This window comes from Dactylosporangium sp. NPDC051087 (assembly GCF_055586325.1).
In genome coordinates, this window is the sequence record NZ_JBVJIJ010000047.1 from 17,990 (window position 1) to 44,592 (window position 26,603).

Annotated in this window: 25 protein-coding genes; 11 read left to right on the top strand and 14 right to left on the bottom strand. The window is 70.0% G+C overall.

Features of this window, described 5'->3' with window-relative positions; all coding sequences use genetic code 11:
• The first annotated feature begins 73 nt into the window (after nt 1-73).
• Entirely contained in the window at nt 74-685 is a 612-nt protein-coding gene (locus ACZ6TV_RS50575; RefSeq protein ID WP_465308061.1) for a hypothetical protein, read from the top strand.
• A 36-nt stretch (nt 686-721) separates the two neighbouring features.
• Here the strand turns inward: ACZ6TV_RS50575 and rlmB are convergent, their stop codons facing one another.
• Both rlmB and cysS read right to left on the bottom strand, forming a co-directional pair.
• The gene (gene rlmB, locus ACZ6TV_RS50580; protein ID WP_465308063.1) at nt 722-1,807 is read right to left on the bottom strand and encodes a 23S rRNA (guanosine(2251)-2'-O)-methyltransferase RlmB; all 1,086 of its coding nucleotides are present in this window, start codon (nt 1,805-1,807) and stop codon (nt 722-724) included.
• Nucleotides 1,808-1,813: 6 nt separating this feature from the next.
• On the bottom strand, nt 1,814-3,220 hold the full coding sequence (gene cysS, locus ACZ6TV_RS50585; RefSeq protein WP_465308065.1) for a cysteine--tRNA ligase: 1,407 nt from the start codon (nt 3,218-3,220) through the stop codon (nt 1,814-1,816).
• A 40-nt stretch (nt 3,221-3,260) separates the two neighbouring features.
• Here cysS and ACZ6TV_RS50590 point away from each other — a divergent pair, with 40 nt between their 5' ends.
• Entirely contained in the window at nt 3,261-3,893 is a 633-nt protein-coding gene (locus tag ACZ6TV_RS50590) for an IclR family transcriptional regulator (RefSeq protein ID WP_465308067.1), read from the top strand.
• A 77-nt stretch (nt 3,894-3,970) separates the two neighbouring features.
• On the opposite strand, the gene ACZ6TV_RS50595 is transcribed toward ACZ6TV_RS50590, so the two are convergent.
• Entirely contained in the window at nt 3,971-4,711 is a 741-nt protein-coding gene (locus ACZ6TV_RS50595; protein ID WP_465308069.1) for a hypothetical protein, read from the bottom strand.
• Between the two features lie 253 nt (nt 4,712-4,964).
• On the opposite strand from ACZ6TV_RS50595, the gene ACZ6TV_RS50600 reads away from it, so the two are divergent.
• Nucleotides 4,965-6,056, top strand: a complete 1,092-nt coding sequence (locus tag ACZ6TV_RS50600; protein WP_465308071.1) for a hypothetical protein — start codon at nt 4,965-4,967, stop codon at nt 6,054-6,056.
• A gap of 203 nt (nt 6,057-6,259) precedes the next feature.
• Here ACZ6TV_RS50600 and ACZ6TV_RS50605 read toward each other — a convergent pair whose 3' ends face one another.
• The 7 genes from ACZ6TV_RS50605 to ACZ6TV_RS50635 form a co-directional block, all read right to left on the bottom strand.
• Complete coding sequence (locus tag ACZ6TV_RS50605; protein ID WP_465308073.1) at nt 6,260-6,784, bottom strand: GNAT family N-acetyltransferase; 525 nt, start codon at nt 6,782-6,784, stop codon at nt 6,260-6,262.
• The gene (locus ACZ6TV_RS50610) at nt 6,781-7,743 is read right to left on the bottom strand and encodes a hypothetical protein (RefSeq protein ID WP_465308075.1); all 963 of its coding nucleotides are present in this window, start codon (nt 7,741-7,743) and stop codon (nt 6,781-6,783) included. The genes ACZ6TV_RS50605 and ACZ6TV_RS50610 overlap by 4 nt, the downstream gene beginning before the upstream one ends.
• A gap of 16 nt (nt 7,744-7,759) precedes the next feature.
• A complete protein-coding gene (locus ACZ6TV_RS50615) occupies nt 7,760-8,665 on the bottom strand; it encodes a hypothetical protein (protein WP_465308077.1) in 906 nt (301 codons plus the stop codon).
• A 13-nt stretch (nt 8,666-8,678) separates the two neighbouring features.
• A complete protein-coding gene (locus ACZ6TV_RS50620; RefSeq protein WP_465308079.1) occupies nt 8,679-10,388 on the bottom strand; it encodes a caspase, EACC1-associated type in 1,710 nt (569 codons plus the stop codon).
• Nucleotides 10,381-10,719, bottom strand: coding sequence for an effector-associated constant component EACC1 (locus ACZ6TV_RS50625; protein ID WP_465308081.1), 339 nt, complete (start codon nt 10,717-10,719; stop codon nt 10,381-10,383). Before ACZ6TV_RS50625 ends, ACZ6TV_RS50620 begins: the two co-directional genes overlap by 8 nt.
• 99 nt (nt 10,720-10,818) lie before the next feature.
• The gene (locus ACZ6TV_RS50630) at nt 10,819-12,201 is read right to left on the bottom strand and encodes a class II fumarate hydratase (protein WP_465308083.1); all 1,383 of its coding nucleotides are present in this window, start codon (nt 12,199-12,201) and stop codon (nt 10,819-10,821) included.
• 30 nt (nt 12,202-12,231) lie between these two features.
• A complete protein-coding gene (locus ACZ6TV_RS50635) occupies nt 12,232-15,108 on the bottom strand; it encodes an AfsR/SARP family transcriptional regulator (protein WP_465308085.1) in 2,877 nt (958 codons plus the stop codon).
• A 515-nt stretch (nt 15,109-15,623) separates the two neighbouring features.
• On the opposite strand from ACZ6TV_RS50635, the gene ACZ6TV_RS50640 reads away from it, so the two are divergent.
• Complete coding sequence (locus tag ACZ6TV_RS50640; RefSeq protein WP_465308087.1) at nt 15,624-16,949, top strand: outer membrane protein assembly factor BamB family protein; 1,326 nt, start codon at nt 15,624-15,626, stop codon at nt 16,947-16,949.
• Here the strand turns inward: ACZ6TV_RS50640 and ACZ6TV_RS50645 are convergent.
• Nucleotides 16,946-17,497 carry a helix-turn-helix domain-containing protein gene (locus ACZ6TV_RS50645; RefSeq protein WP_465308088.1) on the bottom strand — a complete coding sequence of 184 codons (552 nt, stop codon included), beginning with the start codon at nt 17,495-17,497 and terminating at the stop codon, nt 16,946-16,948. The genes ACZ6TV_RS50640 and ACZ6TV_RS50645 overlap by 4 nt on opposite strands.
• A gap of 87 nt (nt 17,498-17,584) precedes the next feature.
• On the opposite strand from ACZ6TV_RS50645, the gene ACZ6TV_RS50650 reads away from it, so the two are divergent.
• From ACZ6TV_RS50650 to ACZ6TV_RS50660, 3 genes are read left to right on the top strand one after another with little or no spacing between them, the layout of a single operon-like run.
• Nucleotides 17,585-18,268: an AzlC family ABC transporter permease gene (locus ACZ6TV_RS50650; protein WP_465308090.1), complete on the top strand. Its 684-nt coding sequence runs from the start codon at nt 17,585-17,587 to the stop codon at nt 18,266-18,268.
• Complete coding sequence (locus ACZ6TV_RS50655) at nt 18,265-18,573, top strand: AzlD domain-containing protein (protein WP_465308092.1); 309 nt, start codon at nt 18,265-18,267, stop codon at nt 18,571-18,573. Before ACZ6TV_RS50650 ends, ACZ6TV_RS50655 begins: the two co-directional genes overlap by 4 nt.
• 14 nt (nt 18,574-18,587) lie before the next feature.
• Nucleotides 18,588-20,216 carry a fumarate hydratase gene (locus ACZ6TV_RS50660; RefSeq protein WP_465308094.1) on the top strand — a complete coding sequence of 543 codons (1,629 nt, stop codon included), beginning with the start codon at nt 18,588-18,590 and terminating at the stop codon, nt 20,214-20,216.
• A gap of 52 nt (nt 20,217-20,268) precedes the next feature.
• Here ACZ6TV_RS50660 and ACZ6TV_RS50665 read toward each other — a convergent pair whose 3' ends face one another.
• Nucleotides 20,269-20,748 (bottom strand): Lrp/AsnC family transcriptional regulator, encoded by a 480-nt coding sequence (locus ACZ6TV_RS50665; protein ID WP_465308096.1) that lies wholly within the window; start codon nt 20,746-20,748, stop codon nt 20,269-20,271.
• Between the two features lie 102 nt (nt 20,749-20,850).
• Between ACZ6TV_RS50665 and hppD the strand changes: the two genes are divergently transcribed.
• The 4 genes from hppD to hisC are packed head-to-tail and all read left to right on the top strand — an operon-like array spanning nt 20,851 to nt 24,650.
• Nucleotides 20,851-22,008, top strand: coding sequence for a 4-hydroxyphenylpyruvate dioxygenase (gene hppD, locus ACZ6TV_RS50670; protein WP_465308098.1), 1,158 nt, complete (start codon nt 20,851-20,853; stop codon nt 22,006-22,008).
• 10 nt (nt 22,009-22,018) lie between these two features.
• The gene (locus ACZ6TV_RS50675; protein ID WP_465308100.1) at nt 22,019-22,663 is read left to right on the top strand and encodes an RDD family protein; all 645 of its coding nucleotides are present in this window, start codon (nt 22,019-22,021) and stop codon (nt 22,661-22,663) included.
• Nucleotides 22,660-23,616, top strand: coding sequence for an RDD family protein (locus ACZ6TV_RS50680; protein ID WP_465308102.1), 957 nt, complete (start codon nt 22,660-22,662; stop codon nt 23,614-23,616). The genes ACZ6TV_RS50675 and ACZ6TV_RS50680 overlap by 4 nt, the downstream gene beginning before the upstream one ends.
• Entirely contained in the window at nt 23,613-24,650 is a 1,038-nt protein-coding gene (gene hisC, locus ACZ6TV_RS50685; RefSeq protein ID WP_465308104.1) for a histidinol-phosphate transaminase, read from the top strand. The genes ACZ6TV_RS50680 and hisC overlap by 4 nt, the downstream gene beginning before the upstream one ends.
• Here the strand turns inward: hisC and ACZ6TV_RS50690 are convergent.
• Both ACZ6TV_RS50690 and ACZ6TV_RS50695 read right to left on the bottom strand, forming a co-directional pair.
• Nucleotides 24,647-25,249, bottom strand: a complete 603-nt coding sequence (locus ACZ6TV_RS50690) for a DUF305 domain-containing protein (protein ID WP_465308106.1) — start codon at nt 25,247-25,249, stop codon at nt 24,647-24,649. The genes hisC and ACZ6TV_RS50690 overlap by 4 nt on opposite strands.
• On the bottom strand, nt 25,249-26,598 hold the full coding sequence (locus ACZ6TV_RS50695; protein ID WP_465308108.1) for an outer membrane protein assembly factor BamB family protein: 1,350 nt from the start codon (nt 26,596-26,598) through the stop codon (nt 25,249-25,251). Before ACZ6TV_RS50695 ends, ACZ6TV_RS50690 begins: the two co-directional genes overlap by 1 nt.
• Between the last annotated feature and the right edge of the window lie 5 nt (nt 26,599-26,603).

The following is a 26,603-nucleotide window of genomic DNA, read 5'->3' on the forward strand; positions in this document are numbered from 1 at the left end:
GGGCGGCGGCGAACAGACTCCCGGCAAGAGGAATCGAACCCGGTGACGTCACCACCGGGCCAAGGAGCTCACGATGCATACCAAGACCTTCGCCGTCCTCGCTGCCGCCCTACTGCTGAGCGCGTGCGAGCCGGCGCCCGAGCACCGCAGCGGCAACGCCGCACCGGCTGGGTCCCCGGCGGCCGGGTCCACACCGGCTCGGTCCGCCACCGCCTCGCCCACCCCGATCACGCCTTCGGTCGCACCCTCGACCGCAGCGAGCACGAAGACCGCGACGCTGGTGCTCGGTCCGCGGGGGTACGGCGCGCTACGGCTCGGCATGACCGAGGAGCAGGCCCTCGCGACCGGGCTGATCACCGAGTTCGACGGCAGCAGCTGCCCTTGGGCGCATCTGAAGGATGCGACCGCCGGTTACGGCGGCGTCTTCATCTCCCCGGAGGTCGGCGTCGCGTCCATTTCGGCGTGGGGCCGGATCGCGACGCCCGAGGGGGTGCGCAATGGCACATCCGGCGCAGAGCTGCGCCGCGTCTACCCGAATCTGAGGGTCGTGCGCAGCGAGGCGACGTATGTCCGCAGCGTCACGAGGGTGCCCGGCAATGACAACGCCGAATACGTCATCTGGACGAAGGACGACAAGGTGCTGGAAGTGATGCTCCAGCTGACGGCGCACGCCTGCTTCATCTAGCGGACGGGTGCCCGCTAGATGAAGCAGCGCGAAGCGCTAGGCCGTGCGGCGGCGGTTGACCTCGGCGAGGGTGACCGCGGCGGCGACCGACGCGTTCAACGACTCCACGTCGGAGACCATCGGGATGCCGACCTTCAGGTCGCACGTCTGCCCGACCAGGCGGGACAGGCCGCGGCCCTCCGAGCCGACCACCACGACCAGGGGGCCGACCGCGGCCTCCAGGTCATAGAGCGACGTCGCCCCGTCGGCGTCGAGGCCGACGACGAAGAAGCCCTCGTCCTGGCACGCCTTCAGCGACCTCGTCAGGTTGGTCACCTGGGAGACCTTGACCCTGGCCGCGGCTCCCGCGCTGGTGCGCCACGCGGTCGCCGTGATGGCGGCAGAGCGGCGCTCGGTGAGGAAGACGCCCTGGGCACCGAACGCGGCGGCCGAGCGGATGATCGCACCGAGGTTGCGGGGGTCGGTGATGCCGTCGAGGGCGATCAGCAGCGGCGCCGTGTGTTCCTTCGCGGCGGCGAGCAGGTCCTCGAACGGCTCGTACGCATACGGCGGCACCTGCAGGCCGAGGCCCTGGTGCAGGACGCCGCCGGTCATCCGGTCCAGCTCGGCGCGGGTGATCTCGAGGATCGCGATGCCCCGCTCGGCGGCGGTGCGGACCGACTCCTTGACCCGCTCGTCCATGTCGATGCCGAGGGCGACATACAGCGCGGTGGCCGGCACGTGGGTGCGCAGCGCCTCGACGACCGGGTTGCGGCCGACGAGCAGCTCGGGGCCGTCCTTCGGCTGCGCGGCCTTGCGTCCCGGCGAGACGCGGGCCTGGCCGGTGGTGGTCTTCTTCACCGCACCGAACGGGCCCTTGCCGGCCGTGCGCTTGGTGCCCGGCTGGCCGATCTTCGGGGCCCGGCCCTGCGCCGCCGCGGCGCGCAGCTCGTTGGCCTGCTTGCGGGCGGTCTTCTGGGGAAGCTCCTCGTCGCCGCTGTACCCCTTGTGCCAGGGACGCTCGTCCGCGGGCAGGGTGCGGCCACGCCCAGCGAGGGACTGCCGGTTCTTGCCACCGGTGCCCTTGCTGGCGCCCTTCTTCGACACGACCCGCTTGCCGCGGCGTTCAGAGTTGCCTGGCATGTCTTCTCAGCTCTCCAACGTCCATCGTGGACCGGCCGGGGTGTCCTCCACCGCGATGCCGGCGTGTTTCAACTGGTCCCTGACCGCGTCCGCGGCGGCCCAGTCCTTGCGGCCGCGGGCCGCGGTGCGCTGCTCCAGTGCGAGCGCCACCAGCGAGTCGACCACCCGCGTGAGATCTCCTGCCTGCGTGGACGCCCACTGCGGGTCCAAGGGGTCGAGCCCGAGGACGTCAAGCATGGCCCGGACGCTCGCCAAGGCACTCGTCACGCCCTCCAGGTCGCCGGCGGCCAAGACGGAGTTGGCGTCTCGCACCACGTCGTGAAGGACGGCAAGAGCACGTGACGTGTTCAGGTCGTCATCCATCGCTTCGACGAATGCGTCGGGCAGGTCGTCCGGAGAACCGGGCCCCACGAGCTCCACCGCGCGGGTCACGAAGTTTTCGATGCGACGGTACGCCGCCGCGGCCTCTTCCAACGCTTCCTGCGAATAGTCGATCACCGACCGGTAGTGCGGCGCGAGCAGGTAATAGCGCACCTCGATCGGCCGCAGCCCGGCCTCGACGAGCGATTCGAGATTGATGACGTTGCCGAGCGACTTGGCCATCTTCGATCCGCCGAGATTCAGCAGCGCGTGATGCACCCAATACCGCGCGAACGGATGCCCGGCAGCGTGCGACTGCGCGATCTCATTCTCGTGGTGCGGGAACTTCAGGTCGAGCCCGCCGCCGTGAATGTCGAACTCGGTGCCGAGATACCGCCAGCACATCGCGGAGCACTCGATGTGCCAGCCCGGCCGGCCGGTCCCCCACGGCGAAGGCCAGTTGGCCTCGGCGGGCTCCTCGGGCTTGGTGCCCTTCCACAGCGCGAAGTCCCGCGGGTCCTTCTTCGCCCTCTCGGGCCCGTCCGTGGCCGGCTCCATGTCGTCGGGCCGCTGCCCGGACAGCGCGCCGTATTCCGCGTGCGACCGCACGTCGAAATACACGTCGCCGCTGCCGTCCGTCGCCGGATACGCATGACCGCGGTCGATCAGCAGCTGGATCAGCGCATGCATTTCGGTGATGTGGCCGGTCGCCCGCGGCTCATAGGTCGGGGGCAGCACGCCGAGCTTGAGATAGGTCGCCGACAGCAGGCGCTCATTCGCATATGCGACGGCCCAGAACGGCTTGCCCTGCTCGGTCGCCTTGACCAGCACCTTGTCGTCGATGTCGGTGATGTTGCGGATGAAATTGACCGTGTACCCCGACCGGAGGAACCACCGGCGCAGCACGTCATAGTTCACCCCGGACCGCAGATGCCCGATGTGCGGCCCGCCCTGCACCGTCAGCCCACACAGGTAGATACCGACCTGCCCGGGCGTCATCGGGACAAAGTCCCGGACCGATCGGGTAGCGGTGTCATACAGGCGTAGGGTCACGGATGCAAGAGTAACGGTCGAACGGCACTAACCTTGCAGGGTGGCTACCGAGACCGCGCAGACCCTCGATCGAGGCTTGCGCCTCCTGCAGGTGGTCGCGGAGACGCCCGGCGGCCTGACCATGACCGAAGCCGCCACCCTCCTCGGCGTCGGCCGCGCCGTGGTGTATCGCTTGGTCGCCACCCTCGCCGACCACGGCATGGTCCGGCGCGACCGCTCGGGCCGCCTCCGCCTGGGCGCGGGCATCCTGCAGCTCGCCCGCCGCGCCCAGCCCCTGGTCGCCGACGCGGCCCTGCCCGCCCTGCGCCGCCTGGCGGAAACGGTCGGCGCCACCGCCCACCTCACCATCGCCGACGGCGGCGAGGCCTATGCCCTGGCCGTCGTCGAGCCGAGCTGGACCCAGTTCCACGTCGCCTACCGCACAGGCTCCCGCCACCCCCTGGACGTCGGCGCCGCCGGCAAAGCCATCCTCGCCGGCCGAGGCGGCGACTACACCGCGATCACCACGGTCGGCGAGCTCCAAGCCGGCGCCCACGGCGTGGCCGCCGCTGTCGCCGGCGTCGAAGGCCTGGAAGCCAGCGTGGGCGTGGTCGCCCTGACCGCCCTCGACCCGGCCGCCGTGCCCACCCACGTGACCACGGCCGCCTCCACAATTGCCACCGCCCTACGCTGACCTGGCTGTCATCCGGATCCTTTCCGAAGGCGCACTCAGCAGCTCCCCGACGACTGCTCGCAGCCGCACTGATCTGGTCACGACAGCAGCCTTCCCGCGAGAACGGCGATTGTCGCAATCGCCTGCTCCACATCTGGCAGGTCCAGTTTCGGCCCACCGCCGGCACCGGCATGGAACGGAATGTCAACGACCAGAATTCCGATCATCGTGTTGGCGGCATCGTTGACGGGCATCGCATAGACCTCCGCGTACTTCGTGGCGATCTGTTCGAACTCCGTCGGCGAAAGACCCGACGCCGCGTCTCCTGCGGACGCGAGCGCCCGCACGCCGTTGCGCCTGGCCTGGACGGCAATACGGCGGAGGTCACGGTGGACCGGCCCTTGCTCGAGCCAGCACAGCCCGACCACACCTTTTCCCCTCGTCCATCGGATGTGGGACGGTCCAGGATGGTCGTCGAACCGGTGTCGCTGGACGCGCTCGAGCGCGCGCTTCCGGTGCATCCCACCCGGAATACGGAACACACTCAGACCCAGCGACTGCACATGCACACCGGACTGGTCGGCGATCCGGAAGGCACCTTGCTCCAAGACACGGGAAAGGTCAGCGTGCCGCCTGCGCCGCCCGGGACGCCGCCACGACTCGACCAAGGCCCTTGTCGGCTCCACCGAAGTGCAGACAGCCTGAGCAACGGCGACCCCGACGATCCAGTTGTCGTCGGCGGCGACGACGCCTCGGGAAATCATCACCAGTAGTGCGGCGAACGCCGATGCACTACAGATCAACACCGCTCTCGCAACGAGCCCACCGACTCGCACCATCGACCGGACACCCCCAGCCACATAGGGCCTCACATCGCGGGCACCAACGGCTCGAGCTCCGACGAACGTGGTCCGTCAGAGCTCGTCCGAGGTCGGTACCTCCGTCGCCGACGAAGGTGTGCCGTCTCACTCGAATGAGTGGCTGCCATCGATTGTCCGAAATTCAGCGGCAGCGCCCACAAGGCCGATTTTGGCTACCCTGTGGGTTGTATTCATGCGACCCGAGGGACTGAATCACGCGAGGAGGCCGGCATTGACGTCCCGCAGCCGTCCACCGAGAGCGGATGACTCCATCGAGCAAGGTCTTCGAGACCTCGCCCACGGCCCGGGACCAAATGTCAGAAAGATCGCGGACGGATGGACGCCCGGTCTTCGGCACCTGCGCGAACTGTCGAACAAGCTTGTCGGCGGCACCGTCGACGAGCGCGCCGAGACGATGCTCAATCTGATCTACCGCGAGGCCGCCGACCTGGGAACCTCCGGCGAGCGGCCACATCCGCGGTGCGCGGCGGCCGTCCAGGCGGCACTCCGCATGCCCTCATTCCGGTTCGGGCCTTCGGACGATTCAATCAACCAGCGGTTTCAGGTCGCGCGGGACGCCGGCGCGTTCGACACAGTGCGGGGACGGCGAGGCGTAAAGGCAGGCGTCGACGCTGGGAAGATCAACTGGAGTCGCGGCGTGCTTCGATTGGCGCAGGCCGTTGAACGCCGCGTGAATGAATTCGAGCGGTCCGGGGGGTGGGAAAGGACCGGACCGCCGAGCGGCTACCAACCGGTGACGTTCGATCGGATGATCGTGACGTACTTCCTATGTGGTCGGGCCGTGTCCGAATCGTTCAGCGAGCGCTGGATCACCGCCGAACAGGACGACCTCAGGTCCTATGTGGTCCGCGCCTATGCGAGGAACAACCCACCCGCCCGCCCTGAGCTGGAGATCCAGCCCTGGCTCAACTGCACGCTTGGCTCCGTCCAGCGCGTGAATCCCGGTGACGGCTCCGAAGCACAGAAGGCCGAGATGCTGTTTCCCCGGGCCCTTCAGCGCGGCGAGAAGCTCTTCTTCGCGACACGAGTGGTCGCCCAGGAGCTCGGCCCGTCCATGTCTCGCGAGGTGCAGGTGACCTCGCACGGCATAGACGATCTGACGCTGCGCATCCAGTTCGACGTCAGCCTGCCACCACCCAAACTGGCTTGGTGGTTCGCCGAGGTGCCCGACGTGGATCGCTTGATCCCACCGGAGTCTGGCGATGATCGTTACGTCACGATCTCCGACTGCGGGTTCATAGAACGCCAGTTCGGACGCGGAATCCCCACCGCAAAATACGGTCTCGCCTGGCAGTGGGAATGACCCGCCGGGTATCGGGGTGGTGGCAACAGGTGGTCACGCCGGCATGTAGCCTCCCATCCGGCAGAATTACTTTGTCCTGAGGGAGCCTCGTGGCTTACATCGATGGAACGGGTGGCGGGAACTAGCTCACCTTCACCCAATGTGCAGCCAGCTGGCGGATGTCACCCCGACATCCGCCGGCTGCTGTTCCGGGCCCATCGATTTCACAGCGGCGGGGTGGGGTCGGTGCGGAGGCGGCTATACAGATAGCCGTCGTGCCAGCGGCCGTTGCGGAACTCGCAGGCGCGGATGATGCCGTCGAGGGTGAAGCCGGCCTTCTCCAGGGATTTCTGCTCGGCGATGTTCTCCGGGTGCGTGCCCGCCTGGATCCGCTGCACCGGAGTGTGGGCGAACAGGTGGTCGCACAGCATCGCCTGGGCGCGCCAGCCCAGGCCGCGGCCCCGCCACTGCGGCAGGAGGGCGATGCCGATCTCCCAATAGCCGATGGGGCCGCTATAGGTGCCGGCGACATAGCTGACGAAACCGGCGGCCACACCGTCCGGCTCGACCTCGACCATCAGGCGCCCGTGGTCGGTGCCGAGATAGCCGTCTTGCGCGAAGCGGCGGCCGGGAGCGTGCGGGTCCCGATAGCCCGCCCAGTCCAGCCCGATGAGGCCCGGCTCGGTGGCGAACCGGCGGAACATCGCCAGGTCGGCCTCCACCACGGGACGCAGACGGATGGCGCTCATCCGACCGGCACCTCCTCGGTCACGGCCGGCCGGGCGAGCGCGTGGCTGATCAGCGCGAACAGCGCGCCCAGCAGCAGCGCCGCCGTCGACAGGGACAGATCGGTGTCGGCGGAGTTGATGGGCGGGTTTCCCGCGAGTGCCGTCATCGCGCCGCCGATGCTGGACCCGAGGAAATACAGCAGCAGGTAAGCAGGGATCAATGCGATGGCGCACGCGGCCGTGATGCCGAGCAGCCGGAGCGCGGACACGTCCCGGGCGGCGGCGACCGCGGCTGCCGCCGCCGCGGGCAGGAGGACCAGGCCGAGCGCGCCGAGCCAGCCATATGTCGCGGTCGCCGGCCACGCGGCCAGTGCGGCGATGCCCGCGAAGGGCGCCATCCAGCGGACCCGGTCCAAGGGCAACAGGGCGACCGCCCCGGCGGCCAGCATGACCACGAGCCCGACTTTCAGTAACGTCAGCGCATTCTCCACGCGCACATCAGCGGCATCCGTCACCGGCTCGTCCCAAGGCGTGGTGATCAGCACCGTCACCGCCGCCGCCACAGCGGCGATCGTCGCCAGGAGATGACCCGCGAATGCGCTGCCTCCCTCCCCCGATCCCATTTTACGAGCGGCACCGACAATTCCCGCGAACGCGGCGGTGCCCCCGACCGCCAGCCAGGCCGCCGCCGGACCGCCGTGCACATCGGCCCGGTCGAGCGCCAGGTCCACCCCGGCCCAGGCCACGGCCCCGGCGGCGGCGACGAGGGTGGCGCGGAGGTCCGCCCGGCAGATGAGGACGACGCCGACGCATGCGAGGAGGATGGCGAGCTGCCGGATGTCTCGCGGCCAGTACGTGTTGTTGCTGCCGAAGTCGGCGGGCTCCATGTACGGCTGGTAGACCGCCAGGCTCACCGCCCAGACCACCGCGGCGACGACACCGCTCGCCGCCCCGACCAGGATCCGCCAGCTCATCCCCATCGCTGCATCCTGATACCTACCCGCCCGCAGCGGAACCCCGGCTGAGGAGGTCGTTGAACTCCTGCCGAAGGTCGAGGAGCCCGATGCCGGACCGGCCGCTCGCCCGCTGGACCAGTTCGGTCAGCGGCCACTGTACGAGGCACCCGAAGCGCGCCGCGTAGATGCCGGCCGAGTGCAGCGCGTAGCGGTCGCTGAAGTCCATCAGCGCGTAGCCGAGCAGCTGGTACGCCTCGGTGCCGGCCAGCGACGGCGACCGGCTGCCGTCCTTGCGCGCCTTCCCGCCGCGGCTCGACTTGACGTCGATGAGCAGCCCCGCGACGACAAGGTCGGTGTCCGCCGCCAGGTACTCGCTCCCGTCGAACGCCGGCCCGCTGTGCACGGGCCCGGCACCGAGGTACGGCAGCAGCCGCGCCCGGGCGAGGTCCCGCATCGCGATCAGGTCGGCCACCTCGTCGTCGTTGGCGAGCGCGAGCAGGTCCTCCGCCCCGCTCCCCGGCCGGAGCGTGAACAGCCGCGACCCGTCGATCATCGGATTGCGGAACCGCTCGACCAGCAACGCGAGCGCGTAACAGGTCCGCGCCCACCACTCGTCGGACCGGTCCGCGTGCAGCGCGGGCTCGAGAATTGTCGGCCGGCGCGGGCAGAGCGCCTCGATCAGCTCCCGCCCGGCGGCGGGAAACCCGCCCCACAGCCCACGGATCGGCACTTCCAGCGACACCCGCTGGTCGACGAGGAAACGAATCCACCAGTCGATCGCGCCGCCCTGGGTACCGAGCGCGACGGCCCCGGAAGGAACGACCACGAGCTCGTCGGCCGCTTCCCGGACCGCCTGCTGGAACGCCCCGAGGTGCGGAAACGTCCCCCGCATCCACTGCCCGACGGGACTGTCGGCCCGCTGCACCGCCGCCGTGAGACTTGGCATCCGTGCACCCTACTCAGCGGTTGCTGACGAGCGTCACCGTCGATTCCGTCGGCTCCAGCAGGGTGGCGATGCGTTGCACCCTGGCCCGGGCGGCGTCGCTCGCGGTGACGATGTTGATGCCCATGTCGAAGGTCGCGAATATCTCGTCGAGCCGGATGTCGTACTTGGAGGATTCCGCCAGCACGACACGGGTCTTGGCGCTTTCGAGCGCGCTGCGTTTGCCGGCCGCTTCCAGGGGCGAGTTCGTCGAGCAGCCGTCGGGCCAGGAGACGCCGTTGGTGCCCACGAACGCGATGTCGAATCCGTGGATGCTGTCGGCGATCGCCGTGACAGGGCTGGGCCCGCCGGACGGAGCGACGATGCAGGACGAGTTCAGGCGCATCCGGCCGCCGACGACATAGACGGTCAATGACTGGTTCGAGTCCATGAGCCCGAGGTTGTTGGCCAGGTTGGACAGTTGCGCCGCCGCCGCCACCGAGGTCGTCACCAGCGTGAGCGATGACCATTGGTTGAAGCGGAACTCGTCGCAGATGACCCGGCAGATCTGCAGCGTCGTCGATCCCGCGTCCAGGAAGACGCGGTCGCCGTCCCGTATCCAGGTCACGACCTCGGCGGCGGCCGCCTGTTTCTCGGCCACCGCCCGGTTGGACCGCCAGCTGAGGTGATGTTCGGCGATGTAGATGTCGCGGGACGTGACGACGATGCCGGAGAGCAGTTTGCGCTGCTGCAGCTGATAGAGCAGGTCGCGCAGTTCCTCCGGCGACCGCACGGCGAACTGCGGGCTCTGCGTCGAGAACTGTTCCAGCAGGCTGGTCAGGCGGAGACGGTTCGACTTGCCGTATGGCAGCACCAGGGTCTGGATCTGGTTCGCCATCATGTTGAGCCGCATTTCCTCCTGGCTCCACGCGCCCGTGCCGAGCACGTCCGGCTGCCGGCCGGCGTAGGGCGCGCCCGCGTTCGAGGAGACGCCGCCGACGTCCGCGACGTTGCGGCACAAGGGGACGGCGCCGGCGTTGCCGAACTCGTAGATCCGCGGCTCCGGTGCGCCTTCCAGGCGCATCCGCCGCTTGCACTCGTCGAAGATCTCTCGAATGCTCAGCGTTGGTCCGGCGTTGACGATGCCGGCCTCGATCGTCGACAGGAACGCGTCGGTGAACGTGGTCCGGCGTGACTTCGCGGGCGCCAGCGCCGGCTCGTTGCTCGGGCTGGCGGTGATGACGACGGTGCCCGCGGTCTCCAGGCGATGCTGGAGGTCGTCGGCCCCCATCGCGTTCGACGCGGCCAGCCCGCTGTAGCAGCAGTCCAGAATCACGATCTTGTGCCGGGCCGGGCTGTTGCGGATGCTTTCCTGGATCTGCTCCCAGTGCAGCGAATTCGACGAGGCGAACCGGAAGTTGCTGTACGGCACGGCGAGCAGCAGCTTGTGGTTGTCGCTGATGATGCCGTGGCCCGCGTAGTACAGCAGCAGCGCGTCGGTCTCGCCGGCGGCGAGTTCCGCGAACCGCTCCGAGATCACGTGCGGCATCTCTTCGTCGAGCAGGCGGTGGACGAGGTCGCTGTCCATTCCCACGAATTGCGGGTCGAGCAGGATCCGCTCGAAGTCGATGACGTTGGCCACCACGCCCCGCAACGGGCGCAGCGCCTCGGGATCGCGGGGGAACCTGCTCGATCCGACGAGGATCGCGGTGGCGTTGAGAATCTCGGCGAGATTCGTGTTACTCATCTTCGATCATTCGGGCGATGGCGGCGATGATCGCGGTGTCGTCGTCGAAGTTGGTCGCCGTGATCCGCACCTCGCCGGACTTGCTCTTCACCGACACCGCGATCTCACGCCGGCGCGAGCGTATCCATTCCCGCAGGCAGCGGACCAGCTCGACGCTGCTCGCGGAGGCGAGGACCAGCATCAGGATCTCGCCGGCGCCGAGGTGCTCGGGATTGGGCTCCGGCACTCGGCTCACCCGCCGGGTCAGCTCGGCGCGTTCCCGCATCCACCGCTGCAGATCGAGCAGATCCACGATCTCGTTGGGCTTTACATCCAGAATGATCGGTCGCATGGCCGTGACTCCAGACCTGGATCCGTCCGAGACAAGCCAAATTACCAAGCGCAATCAAGCGGATACAGAAATGATCGGCTCGACCTTCTGGCGGATCGGTCAGGGGTGGGTCATTGAAAGGAGGTCCAAAGCCTCGTCCAGCTGGGACTGGGTCAAGGTGCCTTTGTCGAGATGACCGCGGGAGATGACGACCTCGCGGATGGTGTGGCCGGTGGAAAGGGCTTCCTTGGCGACGGCGGCGGCCTCGTCGTAGCCGAGGTAGCGGTTCAGCGGGGTGACGATGGACGGGGAGCCGGCGGCGTACGAGTGCAGCACCTCCTCATTGGCTTCCAGGCCGTCGACGCATTTCGCGGCGAACAGGCGGGACACGTTGGCGATGAGGCGGATCGATTCGAGGAGGTTGCGGGCGATCACCGGGAGCATGACGTTGAGCTCGAAGTCGCCCTGGGAGCCGGCGAATGCCACGGTCGCGTCGTTGCCGATCACCTGGGCGACGACCTGGCGGACGGCCTCCGGGACGACCGGGTTCACCTTGCCGGGCATGATGGAGGAGCCGGGCTGGAGGTCGGGCAGGCGCAGCTCACGCAGCCCCGCCCGCGGGCCCGAGCCCATCCACCGGATGTCGTTGGCGATCTTGTACAGGCCGACGGCGATCGTCCGCAGCTGACCCGACGCCTCCACGAGCGCGTCGCGGGCGCCCTGGGCCTCGAAGTGGTTGCGGGCCTCGGTCAGCGGCAGGCCGGTCGACGAGGCCAGCGAGGCGATCACCGCCGAGGAGAACGACGGCGGGGTGTTGATGCCCGTCCCCACGGCCGTGCCGCCGAGGGGCAGCTCGCACACCCGCGGCAGGACGGACTCGACGCGCGCGATGCCGTAGCGGACCTGGGCGGCGTATCCGGAGAACTCCTGGCCGAGCGTCACCGGCGTGGCGTCCATGAGATGGGTCCGCCCGGCCTTCACCACGTCGCCGAACAGGTCCGCCTTGCCGGACAGCGCGGTGGCCAGCGTGTCCAGCGCCGGCAGCAGGTCGAAGGACAGCGCCGAGGCGGCCGCGATGTGGATCGACGTGGGGAAGACGTCGTTCGAGGACTGCGACGCGTTCACGTGGTCGTTCGGGTGTACCGGCGCACCCAGCAGACGGGAGGCCAGCGTCGCGATCACCTCGTTGGCGTTCATGTTCGACGACGTGCCCGAGCCCGTCTGGAACACGTCGATCGGGAAGTGCTCGTCGTGGACGCCGCTCGCGACGTCGGCGGCCGCGGCGACGATGGCCTCGGAAACCCCCGTGGGCAGCACGCCCAGCGAGGCGTTCACCGCGGCCGCCGCGCCCTTGATCTGGGCGAGCGCCTTGATGTGGGAGGACTCCAGCCGGCCGCCGGAGATCGGGAAGTTTTCCACCGCCCGCTGCGTCTGCGCGCGCCACAGCGCGTCGGCAGGAACGCGGACCTCGCCCATGGTGTCGTGCTCCACGCGGAATTCCATACGTTCTACAGTGCCCCGCCGGGGCCGCCGTCAACGATAAAGCGCGCTCAGATCACAGACGCCGAGCTCTTCGAAGAGCGTGACGGCCTGGTCGTGGTGGCCGAGGCCAGCCAGGGCGCGGGCCTGCTCGTAGCGGTCGCCGATGCGGACCGACTTGGCGAGCGCCTCCTCGTTGAGCTGCCGGGCCTCGTCGGCCAGGTCGAGGGCGCGCAGCGTGATGGCGAGGTCGTTGGCGGTGAGGCACTGCCCGGACACGTCGGCGACCTGCTCCATCAGCGAGCGCGCGGCGCGCTGGCAGGAGAGCGCGTCGCCGAGGCGGCCGAGCAGCCGGTGCGCGGTGCCGAGCTTGCTGAGCGTCTCGGCGGCGCCGAACTGGTTGACCGACCGCCGCTTGAGCTCCAGCGCGCGGCGCAGCAGGGCCGGCGCGACGGTGAGGTGGTGCAGGTGCAGGTGGTTGAGGCCGAGCTCGCCCATCATGATGCCGACGGCGCGCATCCCGCCGAGCCTGCGGGCCGCGGCCAGGCCCCGCCGGTTGGCCAGGAGCGCCTGGTCGTAGTTGCCGGCCTGGGTGTGGGCGATCCCGATCGTGCTATTGATCTTGAACTGGAGGTGCGCGGGGGCCTCGTCCAGGTGCAGGGTCGCGGCGGCCTCGGCGGCGGCGATGGCGTCGGCGTACTGGCCGAGCCGGCTGTGCAGCATCGCCATGTTCGTCAGCGCGGTGCCCTTGAGCCTGGGGATGCCTTCACGTTCCGCGATGGCGGTGACCAGCCGCAGCGTCGACAGGGCGTCGGCCATGCGGCCCATGCGGAAGTACACGCCGGCCAGGTAGTTGCGGGCCTCCGCCTCCAGCTCCGGGCTCGGCAGCGTTCTCGCGGCGGCGATGGCCCGCTCGTACAGCTCGAGCTGCGCCTCTCCGTAGCCGAACCCGAACAGGAACGGCGACACCGCACGGGTCATCAGGCAGATGTGCCAGTGCCTGCCGAGGTCGGAGGCGAGGCGCGCGGCGCTGAGCACGTTGGGCAGCTCGCGCTCCATCCAGCGCCTGGCCTCGGCGACGCCGCTGAACGCCCGCGCGGCCTGCGGCGGGGTGTCGTCGGCGAGCTCCAGGAAGGTGTTGGCGCCGGTGACGCTGTGCAGGTAGTGGTCCAGCAGCCGGTCGACCACCGCGTCGCCGTCGGCGGCGAGCTGCGCGGCGTAGTCCCGCAGCAGGTCGTGCAGGCGGTAGCGGCCCGCCGCGGGCGCCTCGACGAGGTGCACGTCGACGAGCTCCTCCAGCAGTTCCTCGGCCTCGTCCACCGGCAGCCGCGCCATGGCGGCCGCGACCTCGGGCTCGAAGTCACCCGCGGGGTGCAGCCCGAGCAGCGCGAAGAACTGCTGCAGGTGCACCGGCAGCTGCTGGAACGACAGCGCGAACGCCGCCGCCACGGTGCGCCCGTCGACGGCGAGCTCGGGCAGCCGCCGATCCGCGCCGCGCAGCCGGCGGGCCAGGTCCGCGATCGTCCAGCTCGGCCGGTGCTGCAGCCGCGCGCCGGCGAGCCGCACCGCGAGCGGCAGCCGCCCGCAGAGTTCGACCACCTCGACCGTGCAGGCGGGATCCGCGGCGGCGCGGGCTCCGACGGTACGGTGCAGCAGCTCCACCGCCTCGTCGAGGGGCAGCACGTCGAGCGAGACGGGTTGGACACCGTCGAGCCCGCCGAGCCGCCGGCGGCTGGTGATGAGCACGCCGGTGTGTGCGGTGCCCGGGAGCAGGGGCAGCACCTGGGCGGAGTCCAGCGCGTTGTCGAGGAGCACGAGGACGCGGCGGTCGGCCAGTTCCGTCCGCCACAGCACCGCGCGTTCGTCGGAGACCGCCGGGACGCGCTCCGGTGGTACACCCAGCTGCCGCAACAACGCGCCCAGCGCTTCCCCGGGATCGAGCGGCGCCCGGTCGCTGTGCCCGCGCAGGTCGAGGTAGAGCTGCCCGTCGGGGAAGCGGGGCGACACGGCGTGCGCGGCGCGGACGGCGAGGGTGGTCTTGCCGGTGCCGGCCATCCCGTCGATGGCGAGCACGGCGTGCCGCTCGTCGCTGAGCGCGGCGACGATCCCGGCGAAGGCGTCGGCCCGCCCGGCGAAGTCGGCGATGTCCCGCGGCAGGCAGCGCGCGGCGCGGCGCGGCCCGTCCAGCGGCTCGACCGGCGCGAGCAGCAGCGTGACGTCGCCGTTGAGGATCCGGCGGTGCAGCTCGACGAGCTCGGCGCCGGGCTCGATGCCGAGCTCCTCGGCGAGCATGGCCCGGCCGCGGCGGAACACGGCGAGCGCGTCGGCGCGCCGGCCGGTGCGGGCGAGGGCGGTCATCAGGTGGCCGCGGAACTGCTCGTGGTGCGGGTACCGCTCGACCAGGTCGGCGACCTCGGCGAGGATCTCCTCGGCGGCGCCGAGCCGCAGCTCCAGGTCGAGGCAGAGCGACAGGGCGGCGGTCCACTGCTCCTCGAGGTGCGCCGCCGACGCGCGGACCGCGTCGGAGTCGACGTCCGCGAGGGGTCTCCCCCGCCACAGCGCGAGCGCGGCCCGCATCTCGTCACGCGCGGTGGCCAGCTCGCCCTCGGCGGCGGCGGCCCGGCCGCGCTCGATCCTGGTGGCGAAGAGGACGGAGTCGAGCTCGTCGGCGCCGACCTTGATGCGATACCCGGAAGGCTCGGTGATGACGAGCTCCTCGGGCAGTCCCGCGCGGCGCAGCAGCTGACGGAGCCGGGAGACGCAGCTGTGCACCTGCGCCCGCGCGGTCGTCGGCGGGCTGGTGTCCCACAGCGCGGAGATGACCTGCTGGACCGGCACCAGCTGCCCTTCGCGCAGCAGTAGCAGCGCCAGGAGGATGCGCTCGCGGGGCGCGGCAACCGTGATTTCGGTAACCGGAGTGCGGATCTGCACCGGCCCCAAGATCGAAAACCTGGTCGAATTGCGCATAACCACCCTCTGTGCGGCGCTTGCCTCCCCTCGAAGCTGCACGCGGTATTGCCCGATGGTAGTCAAATGAGAGCGACGAAAGAGCAGCGCCGTGGAGTCTTTTTGACGGAACGACATGCGCGTGCCGGAATGCGTCCAGGTCTTGCAGCGGATTTGCTCACAATCCACGCAAGGGCTACTCAAGCCCTACTGTTGCATTGCTCTGGACGAACGGGGACATTTCGGCGCAATCATCGTGTGTAGGGGTCGCACCCAACGTCGTGTGCGGCCCCAAAATGCTGTCCCGGCCCGCTCGTCATGGACGGACCGTCGCTTTCCGAGCCGCCGAAGATCCCCGTGGTATTCAGCGTAACTAATTGATTACCCTCCGCCAAATCAGGCACCCGGGCCGGGCACCCCCTCCGGTGGGTGAAATATCCGCGACACGGGCTAATCGGGCGATCCACCGCGTTATCATCCGGCGCCGCTACGGTGGGCGGGTGGCTAGAGGAGCGGTCCGGAACTTCGAGACGGCACTCGGTGCGATCGGAGTGCTGGCGCTCATCATCACGGCGATCCTCGTCACCGGTTGGAACCCGCTGCCCAACGTGCAGGGCGACCTCACCGACTGGTGGGAGAAGGTGTCGTCCAGCAGCGGGAAGCTGTCCGAGCCCGAAACGCTGTGGACGGACAGGGTCGGCGGGCAGCCTTCGGCGGCGGTCATCGCCGGGGACGCGGTCGTCGTGCAGATGCGGGGCACGATCGAGGCGCGCGGGCTGCGCAGCGGGACCGAGCTGTGGACCAAGGAAGCCGACTGGGCGGCCGTCGCCGGGGACGCGCCGAGCCCCGTCGTCATCGTCGGGCGGCGCGGCAAAGGCCTCGAGGCCGTCGACCCCGCGGCCGGGACGGTGAAGTGGAAGGACGGCGACGCGATCGGGGCGTGGACATACCGCGACTCCGTCCTGGCGCTGAGCTGCGGCGGACTGTCGGACTGCACCCTCACGGCGCGGGCGCCGAAGGACGGGGCGCAGATCTGGAAGCTGACGCTGCCAGGGATCGGCCGGGTGCTGGCCGGGGTCAACAGCGACCTGCTCGGCACACGCCTGCTGTCGGACACCTACGACAACGCGGTGAAGGCCAACCCGACAGCGATCCCGGCGATGCTGGGCTTCCCGATCGACCAGCGGGTCCAGGTCGTCGACACGCTCACCGGGAAGCGGCTCCGCACCGAGGAACCCACGAACAGCAGCCGGATCGTCGTCGTCGGCGGGCGGGTCCTCGTCTCGACCGCGGCGCCGAAGGACGGGAACTGCCGCTACAGCCTGGAGGCGCGGGACGCGAGCACCGGCAAGGTCGTCTGGAAGCGGGACGGGTACGACCTGCGGACATCGTCCGGGGCGGGATGCGAGCAGCGCAGGGACCCCGCCGGCGCGGACACGGTGATCGCGGCGACCCGCGGCGACAATCGGGAGGTGTTCCTGTCCCCGCGCGACGGCCGGGAGCTGTTCGTGGGCGCGCCCGGGGACTCGCTCGTCGCGGCCGACAGTCAGTACGGGCTGATCCGCGGCGCTGACAAGAAGTCGCTGCAGGTGATCAACCTGACGACGGGGAAGACCGCATGGAAGCAGGAGATCGGCGAGAAGGCGGACGTGGCGATCAGCCGCCATGCGGTGCTCATCCGCGACAACGGCACGATCAAGGCGTACAAGCCGGACAGCGGCACGCTGCGGCTCGACGCGAAGTCCACGTCGGACGTGCTCGGCGTCGGCCCGGACGGGCTGCTGATCTCCCGCGGGCGCAACCTGGGGTTCCTTCCCTACGCCTAGCGGTGCTCCATCACCAGCGTGAACGACGTGCCCGGAACCAGCGCCTCATAGACGTGCGGCACGTCGCCGGGGAACGAGCAGTAGTCGTGCGGTGCCAGGTCGACGGTCGCGTCCGTGGGACCGACCCGCAGCCGGCCGCTCATCAGCACCACGTGCTCGACCGTCCCGAGCAGGTGCGCGTCGGCCTTGCGCGGCCCGCCCATCCCGACATTCATCACGTACAGGTCCCGCTTCGCCCCCGGCGGGCAGGTGGCCAGCAGCGTGCCGCCGAAGTCCGCCTGCTCGGCCTGGATCGAGGGCCCCTCGCCGGCGCGGATCACCCGCGGCGCGGTCGGCGCGGGCGGCTCGACCAGCCGGCTGAACGGCACGTTGAGCGCCACGGCGAGCGCCCACAGCGTCTCGATGTTGGGGTTGCCGGCGCCGGCCTCCAGCTGGTGGAGCGTCGACTTGGCGATGCCCGCCCGCTTCGCGACCTCGCTCAGCGACAGCTTCTCCCGCTCCCGCTCGCGACGCAGTGCGGCGGCGATGAACTCCAGCGGCGCGCCCATGGCCACGCTCCCGTTCGGTGTAGCGAACGAATGATTCGACTTGACGAACACCCACGCAGGCATCCAGCATATCGAACTATGCGTTCGATGCTCCGAACAAGCGACCCGATCGTCCGCGACGTGGGCGCCCTGTGCGCGGCGGCGGTCGTCGTCGGGCTGTCGTTCGGCGCGATCGCCACCGCCGCCGGCCTGCCGCTCAGCCAGATCGTCGTCATGTCCGCGTTCATCTACGCCGGGGGCGCGCAGTTCCTCGCCGTCGGGCTCGTCTCCGCCGGCGGCACCGCGCTCGCGATCATCCTGGCCGGTCTGCTGCTCAACGCCAGGCACCTGCCGTTCGGCCTGGCGATCGGCAACGAGACGCTGGGCAACGAGCCGTGGCGGCGCATCGTCGGCAGTCACATCCTCACCGACGAGTCGGTCGCGTTCGCCCTGGCGCAGGAGGACCCGGCCCGGCGCCGCCGCGCGTACTGGATGACCGGCGTCGCGCTGTTCCTGACCTGGAACGTCGCCTCCACCCTCGGCGCGATCATCGGCAGCGCCCTCGGCGACCCCGACCGCTACGGCATCGACGCGGCGTTCCCGGCAGCGCTGCTCGCCTTGACACTGCCGTCGCTGAAGGACAAGACCGCCGTGCGGGTGGCAATCACCGGCGCCGCGATCGCGCTGGGCACCACCCCGTTCCTGCCGGCGGGACTGCCCGTGCTGCTCGCGCTGCTCGGACTGGTTTTCGCCCTGCCCGTCCGTACCGCCGCCGCGAAGGAATCATCGTGAGCTGGATCGCGATCGTGGTGCTCGCACTCGGCACCTATGCGCTGCGCTTCGCCGGACCGGCCCTGCGCAGCAGGATCACCGTCTCCCCAACGGTGGCCCGCTACCTGACCCTGGCCGCGATCGCGCTGCTCGCCGCCCTCATCGGCACCGCCGCGCTGCTGGACGGCACGGCATTCGTCGGCGTCGCACGCCCGGCGGGCGTCCTGGTCGGCGCCGTCCTCGCCTGGCGGAAGCTGCCGTTCGTCGTGGTCGTCGTCGCCGCGGCACTCACCGCCGCCCTGCTCAGGCTGGCCGGAATCCAGTAACTACAGTCGAGGGCATGCCTGAGTTCGCGTTCTCCCCGCTGCTGCCGCTCGGATCCGACACCACCGAATACCGGCTGATCACCAGCGACGGGATCGGGCGCGACGGGCGGTTCCTCACCGTCGCCCCCGAGGCGCTGACCCTCCTCACCGACGAGGCGATGCACGACATCGCGCACTTCCTGCGCCCCGCGCACCTCGCTCAGCTCCGCGCCATCATCGACGACCCCCTGGCCTCCCCGAACGACCGCTTCGTGGCGCTGGACCTGCTCCGCAACGCCAACATCGCGGCCGGCGGCGTCCTGCCCATGTGCCAGGACACCGGCACCGCGATCGTCATGGGCAAACGCGGCCGCTTCGTCCTCACCGACGGCAACGACGAGGAGTCGATCGCCCGCGGGGTCTTCGACGCCTACACCCGCCTCAACCTGCGCTATTCGCAGCTCGCCCCGCTGACCATGTGGGACGAGAAGAACACCGGCTCCAACCTGCCCGCGCAGATCGAGCTGTACGCCGAGGGCGACGACGCCTACAAGTTCCTCTTCATGGCCAAGGGTGGCGGCTCGGCGAACAAGAGCTACCTCTACCAGGAGACGAAAGCCCTGCTCAACCCCACCCGGATGATGCAGTTCCTGGAGGAGAAGCTCCGCCTGATCGGCACCGCGGCCTGCCCGCCGTATCACCTGGCGGTCGTCATCGGCGGCACCTCCGGCGAGCACGCCCTCAAGACCGCCAAGCTCGCGTCCGCGAAGTACCTCGACACCCTGCCGACCTCGGGCTCGGCGGTCGGCCATGGCTTCCGCGACGTCGAGCTGGAGGCCGAGGTCCTGCAGCTGACCCGCGAGTTCGGCATCGGGGCGCAGTTCGGCGGGCGGTATTTCTGCCACGACGTCCGCGTGGTCCGCCTCCCCCGCCACGGCGCCTCCTGCCCGGTCGCGATCGCCGTCTCGTGCTCCGCCGACCGCCAGGCCGTCGGGAAGATCAACGCCGAGGGCGTCTGGCTGGAGCAGCTGGAGCGCGACCCGGCCCGCTTCCTGCCCGACGTCACCGACGAGCACCTCGACGACGACGTGGTCTCCGTCGACCTCAACCGCCCGATGGCCGAGATCCGCGCCCAGCTCTCCGCCCTGCCCGTGAAGACCCGCCTCTCCCTGACCGGCCCGCTGGTCGTGGCCCGCGACATCGCCCACGCGAAGATCGCCGAACGCCTCGACGCCGGCGAGCCCATGCCCGCGTATCTCCGCGACCACGCCGTCTACTACGCCGGCCCCGCGAAGACCCCGTCCGGCTACGCATCGGGCTCGTTCGGGCCCACGACCGCCGGCCGCATGGACGCCTACGTCCAGAAGTTCCAGGCCGCGGGCGGCTCCCTGGTCATGCTCGCCAAGGGCAACCGCTCCAAGCAGGTCACCGAGGCCTGCAACAGCTACGGCGGCTTCTACCTCGGCTCCATCGGCGGCCCGGCCGCCCGCCTCGCCCAGGACTGCATCAAGCACGTCGAGGTCATCGAATACCCCGAGCTCGGCATGGAAGCGGTCTGGAAGATCGACGTCGTCGACTTCCCCGCCTTCATCGTCGTGGACGACAAGGGCAACGACTTCTTCGCCGAGGTGACCAAGCCGGTCCTCACCGTCGGCCGCCGCTGACGAACGCGCCACCGACGCCCCCGCCCGGCCCGGAGCGGGGGCGTCGTCCTGTCTAGGGCGTCCGGGCCGCGGCGGCGACCAGGGGCAAGGTGCGGTGGGGGATCTGCTCGGCGAGGGCGATGATCGTCGAGGAGCGCTCGATGCCGGCGAAGCTCATGACCAGGTCGATGACGCGCTGCAGGTCGCTGTTGGTGCGGGCGACGATCCGGCACATCAGGTCGCCCGAGCCGGTGATGGTGTGGGCCTCCAGGACTTCGGGGATGCCGGCCAGGTGGGCGGCCACCGGGTCGTGGCCGGAGCGCTGGCGGATCTCCAGGGTGACGAAGGCCGTGACGCCGTAGCCGAGGGCGGCCGGGTCGATGTCGGGGCCGTAGCCGCGGATGACGCCGCGGTCGGTGAGGCGGTCGAGGCGGGCCTGGATCGTGCCGCGGGCCACGTGCAGGCGGCGGGAGCACTCCAGGACGCCGATCCGCGGTTCGGCGGCGAGGAGCGCGATCAGCCGGGCGTCGAGTGCGTCGATCGGACTGGGCAACTTGTCCACCAGTACCCCCGAATCCACCAGCAAAATGAGCAACCTGACCATGCAGAATAGCGTTGGTTGCCCAGCCGCCGAATCTGCGGCGACGCTGGGACCATGACCCGCGCTGTCGAAGACGTCAACGAGCTCATCGGTGCTGTCGATCTTGACGTGTCGCATGACCCGTTCCCGCTGACCGGGCTCGATCACGTCCGGTTCTACGTCGGTAACGCCAAGCAGGCCGCTCATTACTACTCGACGGCGTTCGGGATGACGCTGGTCGCGTATCGGGGGCCTGAGCAGGGCTATCGGGACCACGCCGAATACGTGCTGAAGTCCGGCTCGGCCATGTTCGTGCTGGCGGGTGGGGTACACCGGGAGGCCGAGGCGACCCGGCACTACGAGCGGCACGGTGACGGGATCACCGACATCGCGCTCGAGGTGCCCGACGTCGACACGGCCTATGCGCACGCGCTGCGGCAGGGCGCGACGGGCCTCGAGGCCCCGCATGACGAGCAGGATGAGCACGGGGTCATCAGGGTGGCGGCGATCGCGGCGTACGGGGAGACCCGGCACACGCTGATCGACCGGTCGCGGTACAGCGGCCCGTGGCGCCCCGGGTTCGTCGCCCGGCAGCCGATCGTGGCGCCGCCGGCGAAGCGGTACTTCCAGGCGGTCGACCACGTGGTCGGCAACGTGGAGCTGGGCCGGATGGACGAGTGGGTCGAGTTCTACAACCGGGTCATGGGCTTCACGAACATGGCGGAGTTCGTCGGTGACGACATCGCGACGGAGTACTCCGCGCTGATGAGCAAGGTCGTCGCCAGCGGCACCCGCAAGGTGAAGTTCCCGCTCAACGAGCCCGCCGTGTCGCGCAAGAAGTCGCAGATCGACGAGTATCTGGAGTTCTACGGCGGGCCGGGCGCGCAGCACATCGCCCTGGCGACCGGGGACATCCTGCGCACCGTCGACCTGATGCGGGCGGCCGGGGTGGAGTTCCTGGTCACGCCCGACTCGTATTACGACGACCCCGAGCTGCGGGCGCGGATCGGGCGGGTACGGGTGCCGATCGAGGACCTGAAGTCGCGCGGCATCCTGGTCGACCGGGACGAGGACGGCTACCTGTTGCAGATCTTCACGAAGCCCGTGCAGGACCGCCCGACGGTCTTTTTCGAGCTGATCGAACGGCACGGCTCGCTCGGCTTCGGCAAGGGCAACTTCAAGGCGCTCTTCGAGGCGATCGAGCGAGAGCAGGAACGTCGCGGGAACCTGTAACACTGTCGGGGTGACGTACCCCCAGCAGCAGCAGCCTCAGCAGAACCCCTATAACCAGGGATACCCGCAGGGCGCTTACGGCGTGCCGGCGCAGAGCTACTACGGTCCCGCGCCGGTGCCGGTGGCGCCGACCGGTCAGCCGCTCGCCGGGTTCGGCGCACGGCTCGGCGCGTACCTCATCGACGCATGCGTCTTCCTAGTGCTGTCGATGCTGGTGCTCATCCCGGCCATGTTCGCGATCATCGCGTGGATCGGGACCCAGGCGTCGCAGTTCGAGACCGATCCGGTGACCGGCCAGCTGGTCGAGGAGCCCGACGCCGCGCTGCTCGTCGGGCCGATCATCCTGATCTACATCGCGATCTTCGTCGTGATGATCGGGATGAGCTACGTGTACTACGTCGAGCTGTTCCCGTCCCGGCGCGGTGTCACACTGGGGAAGCGGGCGCTGGGTCTGACGCTCATCCGGCTCGACGACCCGTCGGCGCCGATCACCCGGGGCGTGGCCGGCAAGCGCTGGCTGATGCAATACGTGGTGGCGATCTTCGTGCCGTTCTTCTCCTGGATCGACGGCTTGTGGCAGCTCTGGGACAAGCCGTTCCAGCAGTGCCTGCACGACAAGGTGGCGCAGACGGTTGTGGTTAAGGTCAACAGGTGACAGCTCCAGGTTGGTACAAGGACCCCGTCGACCCGGCCGTTCAGCGGTACTGGGACGGTGAAGGCTGGATCGGTGAGCCGCTCCCGGCCGACGCGGTCCCGCCGGCGGGGCCGCCAGCCGTCGCGCCGCCACCGCCGCCCCCGCCGCCTGCCGCGCCCGCGCCGCAGCTGGGGGCCGTGATCCTGCCGCCGGGCACGCCGGTGCCACCCGGTGGGTTCCCGCCCGGCCAGCTGCCACCCGGCGCGATCGTCCTGCCGCCGGGGGCGCCGCTGCCACCCGGCGTGCAGCCGCAGGGCACGCTGCCACCCGGCGCTTATCCGACCGGCGCGGTGCAGGTGCTGCTCCCGCCGCACGGGCTCGCCGCGGGTGGGCCGATGGCGGCGACGGCGCACGGCCGGCAGGTCGCCAACCTCGGCGCCCGGCTGGTGGCGCGGCTCGTCGACATCGCCGCGCTGCTGCTCATCAACGCGGCGGTGACCGGCTGGTTCGTCTACCAGTACGTGCACCTGATGATGCCGGTCTTCCGGGAGTCGTACGAGCGCTTCAAGGCCAACGAGTCGACCAGCGACATCGTGCAGCCGGAGCGGGCCGGCACCCTGCAGGTCGTGATCCTGATCCTGATCGCGGCGCTCTGGTTCGCCTACGAGGTGCCGGCGATCGCCAACACAGGCCAGACGTTCGGCAAGCGCCTGCTGAAGATCAAGGTCATGCGGATGGAGAGCGAGGACCGCATCGGCTACGGCCGGGCCATCCGCCGCTGGAATCCGCTCGGCCTGTCGGTGCTGCTGTGGACCTGCGGCGTCGGGTTCGTGCTGCAGTTCCTCGACAGCCTCTCCCCGGTGATCGACTGGCCGCTGCACCGCGCCTTCCACGACCGCTCGGCCGGCACCGTCGTGGTGCGGGACGTCGCGGTCCCGTCCTCGCCATCGAAGCCGACCGGAGACCCGTCATGACCCGCCTCACCCGCCCTGACCTCGACGCCCTGCCCGCCTACGTCGCCGGCCGCACCGTGCCCGGCGCGATCAAGCTGGCCAGCAACGAGGTCCCGTATGGTCCGCTGCCCGGCGTCGTCGACGCGGTCGCCGCGGCGATCGCCGGCGCGCACCGCTACCCGGACCCGGGCGCCACCGCGCTGCGCGCGACGCTCAGCGACCGGCTCGGCGTCGACGCGGACCGCATCGCCACCGGCTGCGGCTCGGTCGCCCTGTTCGAGCACCTCTTCCGCGCGACCTGCCTGCCCGGCGACGAGGCCGTCTACGCGTGGCGCTCCTTCGAGGCGTATCCGATCATCGCCGCCGCCTCCGCGGCGACCAGCGTCCGCGTGCCGAACACCGCGGAGCACGCCCACGACCTGCCGGCGATGGCGGCCGCGATCACCGACAAGACCAAGCTCGTGATCGTCTGCAACCCGAACAACCCGACCGGCACGGCGAGCCGCAAGGCCGAGCTCGACGCGTTCCTCGACGCCGTGCCGCCGACGGTCCTGGTCGCCCTCGACGAGGCGTACCGCGAGTTCGTCACCGACCCCGACGTGCCCGACGGCCTGGCCACGTATGGCGACCGCCCGAACGTCGTGGTGCTGCGCACCCTGTCGAAGGCGTGGGGCCTGGCGGGCCTGCGGGTCGGCTACCTGATCGGCTCGCCGGAGGTCGCCGCCGCGGTGCGCAAGGTCGTCACGCCGTTCTCCACGTCCGCGACGGCCCAGGCCGCGGCCCTCGCGGCGCTGCAGGCGTCCGACGAGATGCAGCGCCGGGTCGACCTGATCACCGCCGAACGGGAGCGGGTCGTCGCCGCGGTGCGCAAGGTGTACCCGGACGTCCCCGACACCGAGGCCAACTTCTTCTGGCTGCCGCTCGGCGACGCCGCCCTCGATTTCGCCCAGAAGTGTGAGGAGTCGGGTGTGATCGTCCGCGCCTTCGCCGGCGACGGGGTCCGCGTGACGATCAGCTCCCCCGGCGAGAACGACGCCTTCCTCGACTGCCTCTAGGGAAGTTTGTCGAGCAGGGCTTTCATTTCGGTGATCTCGGCGGTCTGGCTCGCGGCGATGGCGCCCGCGAGCTGCTTGACCGCCGAGCCCTGAGCCTGGGCGGTCTGCGCGGTTTCGACGGCGCCCTCGTGGTGCTTGATCATCAGGGTCAGGAACATCGTGTCGAAGGCGGGGCCGGACGCCGCGGCCAGCTTGCTGAGCTCGGTGTCGGTGAGCATGCCCGGCATGCCACCCAGGTCACCCATTTCGTGATGCGCGGCGTCGGGGACCGGCTCACCCCAGGCTTTGAGCCAGTCCGACATGGTGGCGATCTCGGGCTCCTGGGCCTGGCGGATCTTCGCCGCGATGGCCTTCACCGACGCGTCGGACGCGCGCGAGGACGCCAGCGAAGCCATTTCCAGGGCCTGCCGGTGGTGCGGGATCATGTCGGTCGCGAACTGCACGTCCGTGGCGTTGAACACCCCGGGTGACGAGGCCACGGAGGCCGGCGCGGCGGCGGAACCGCCGGAGCCGGCGGCCGGCGCGTGATGATCGGCGCCGCCACCGCCGCACCCCGCCAGGAGCGCGGCGGACACCAGCACCAGAGCGGCGGCCCGCATCAGCCGATGCCGACCAGCACGACGGTGTTCATGCTGAAGTAGTACTTGTCGTCGATCTCCGACGCGTTGGTGGTGTGCAGGCGCTCGACCACGAGGTAGCCGCCGTGCAGGTACAGCTCGCTGAACACGAACCGGTCCTCGGGACGGATCCGGAGCTCGGTGCTCGACGTGACGGCACCCGTGACCAGGTTGAGGACCAGGAGCTGGTAGTCGCGGTTGATCAGGTAGACGTTGCGCTGGTCGGCGCCGATCAGCGTGCCGGACACCTCCGACATCCACAGCCGCTGCCCGGTGCTGCGGGAGAAGGCCCAGATGTAGCCGCCGACGACCTGCTCGGCGAGGACGTCGCCGACCACGACGACCTTGTCCTTGTCGGGCACGGTCTCGGGCTTGACGATGTGGTCGGCGCCGAGCGACCAGTACGTCGGGGTGATGCTGCCGACGCCCGACGCCGCGTCGGCGTAGCTGACCACGTCGCCGGTCGGGGCGGCCTTGAACATGGCGCAGCCGGAGCGGCCGAGCTGGCAGGACGTCGGCTCCAGGAACCAGTTCGTGACGTTGTCGGGGCCGATCGACGCGCCCGGCGGGCGCCACGTGGTGAGCAGGGTGCCGGTGCCTGCGTCGTACACCTCGAGGGTGGCGGGCTTCGCGCAGGTGTCCTTCACGAAGTACGCGTCGAGGCTGGTCCAGTCGACGGAGTGGCAGTTGGGGGTGGCGGCGAAGGAGTGCGTCCAGCGGATCTTGCCGTCGACCGGGTCGATCGCCTGCACGACGTCCTTGCCGGTGGCGATGACGATCGGCTGGTGATCGAGCGCTGAGGTGGTGACGAAGAGGTCCTCCGGGCTGTACACCGTCTTCGCGCCGGTGCGGCGGCCCTTGAACGTCTCGCCGTCGGCGGGGTCGATGCGCACCTGCCAGACGATGTCGCCCTTCTCGGCGTCGAGGGCGACGATCTCACCGTCGGACCACTTGGTGACGACCACGGACATGCCGACGCCGCTGGCGGGCTTCTCGACGGCGACGATCGAGACGACCTCCGCGGGCCAGCGCCGATACGCCCAGTGCGGCGTCATCAACCGCTGCGCGGTCACGGGCGTGTCGGCGAAGACGCGCCGCTGCTCGGTGTAGACGCGCAGCCGGCCCTCGACGATCAGCGGGGCGGAGGGCAGCTCCGCATACTGGATCGACTTGATCGGCTCGGGCGACGGCACCGGCTTCTTGGCGCTGCTGACCGTCTCGGCAGGCTTGAGGGTCCGATACGCGGTGACACCCATCGCCGCGATGACCACGATCGCGAAGAGCGCGGTGAGGACCCGGCGCAAGGACCGGGGCCAGTTCCGTGGACGCACGCTGA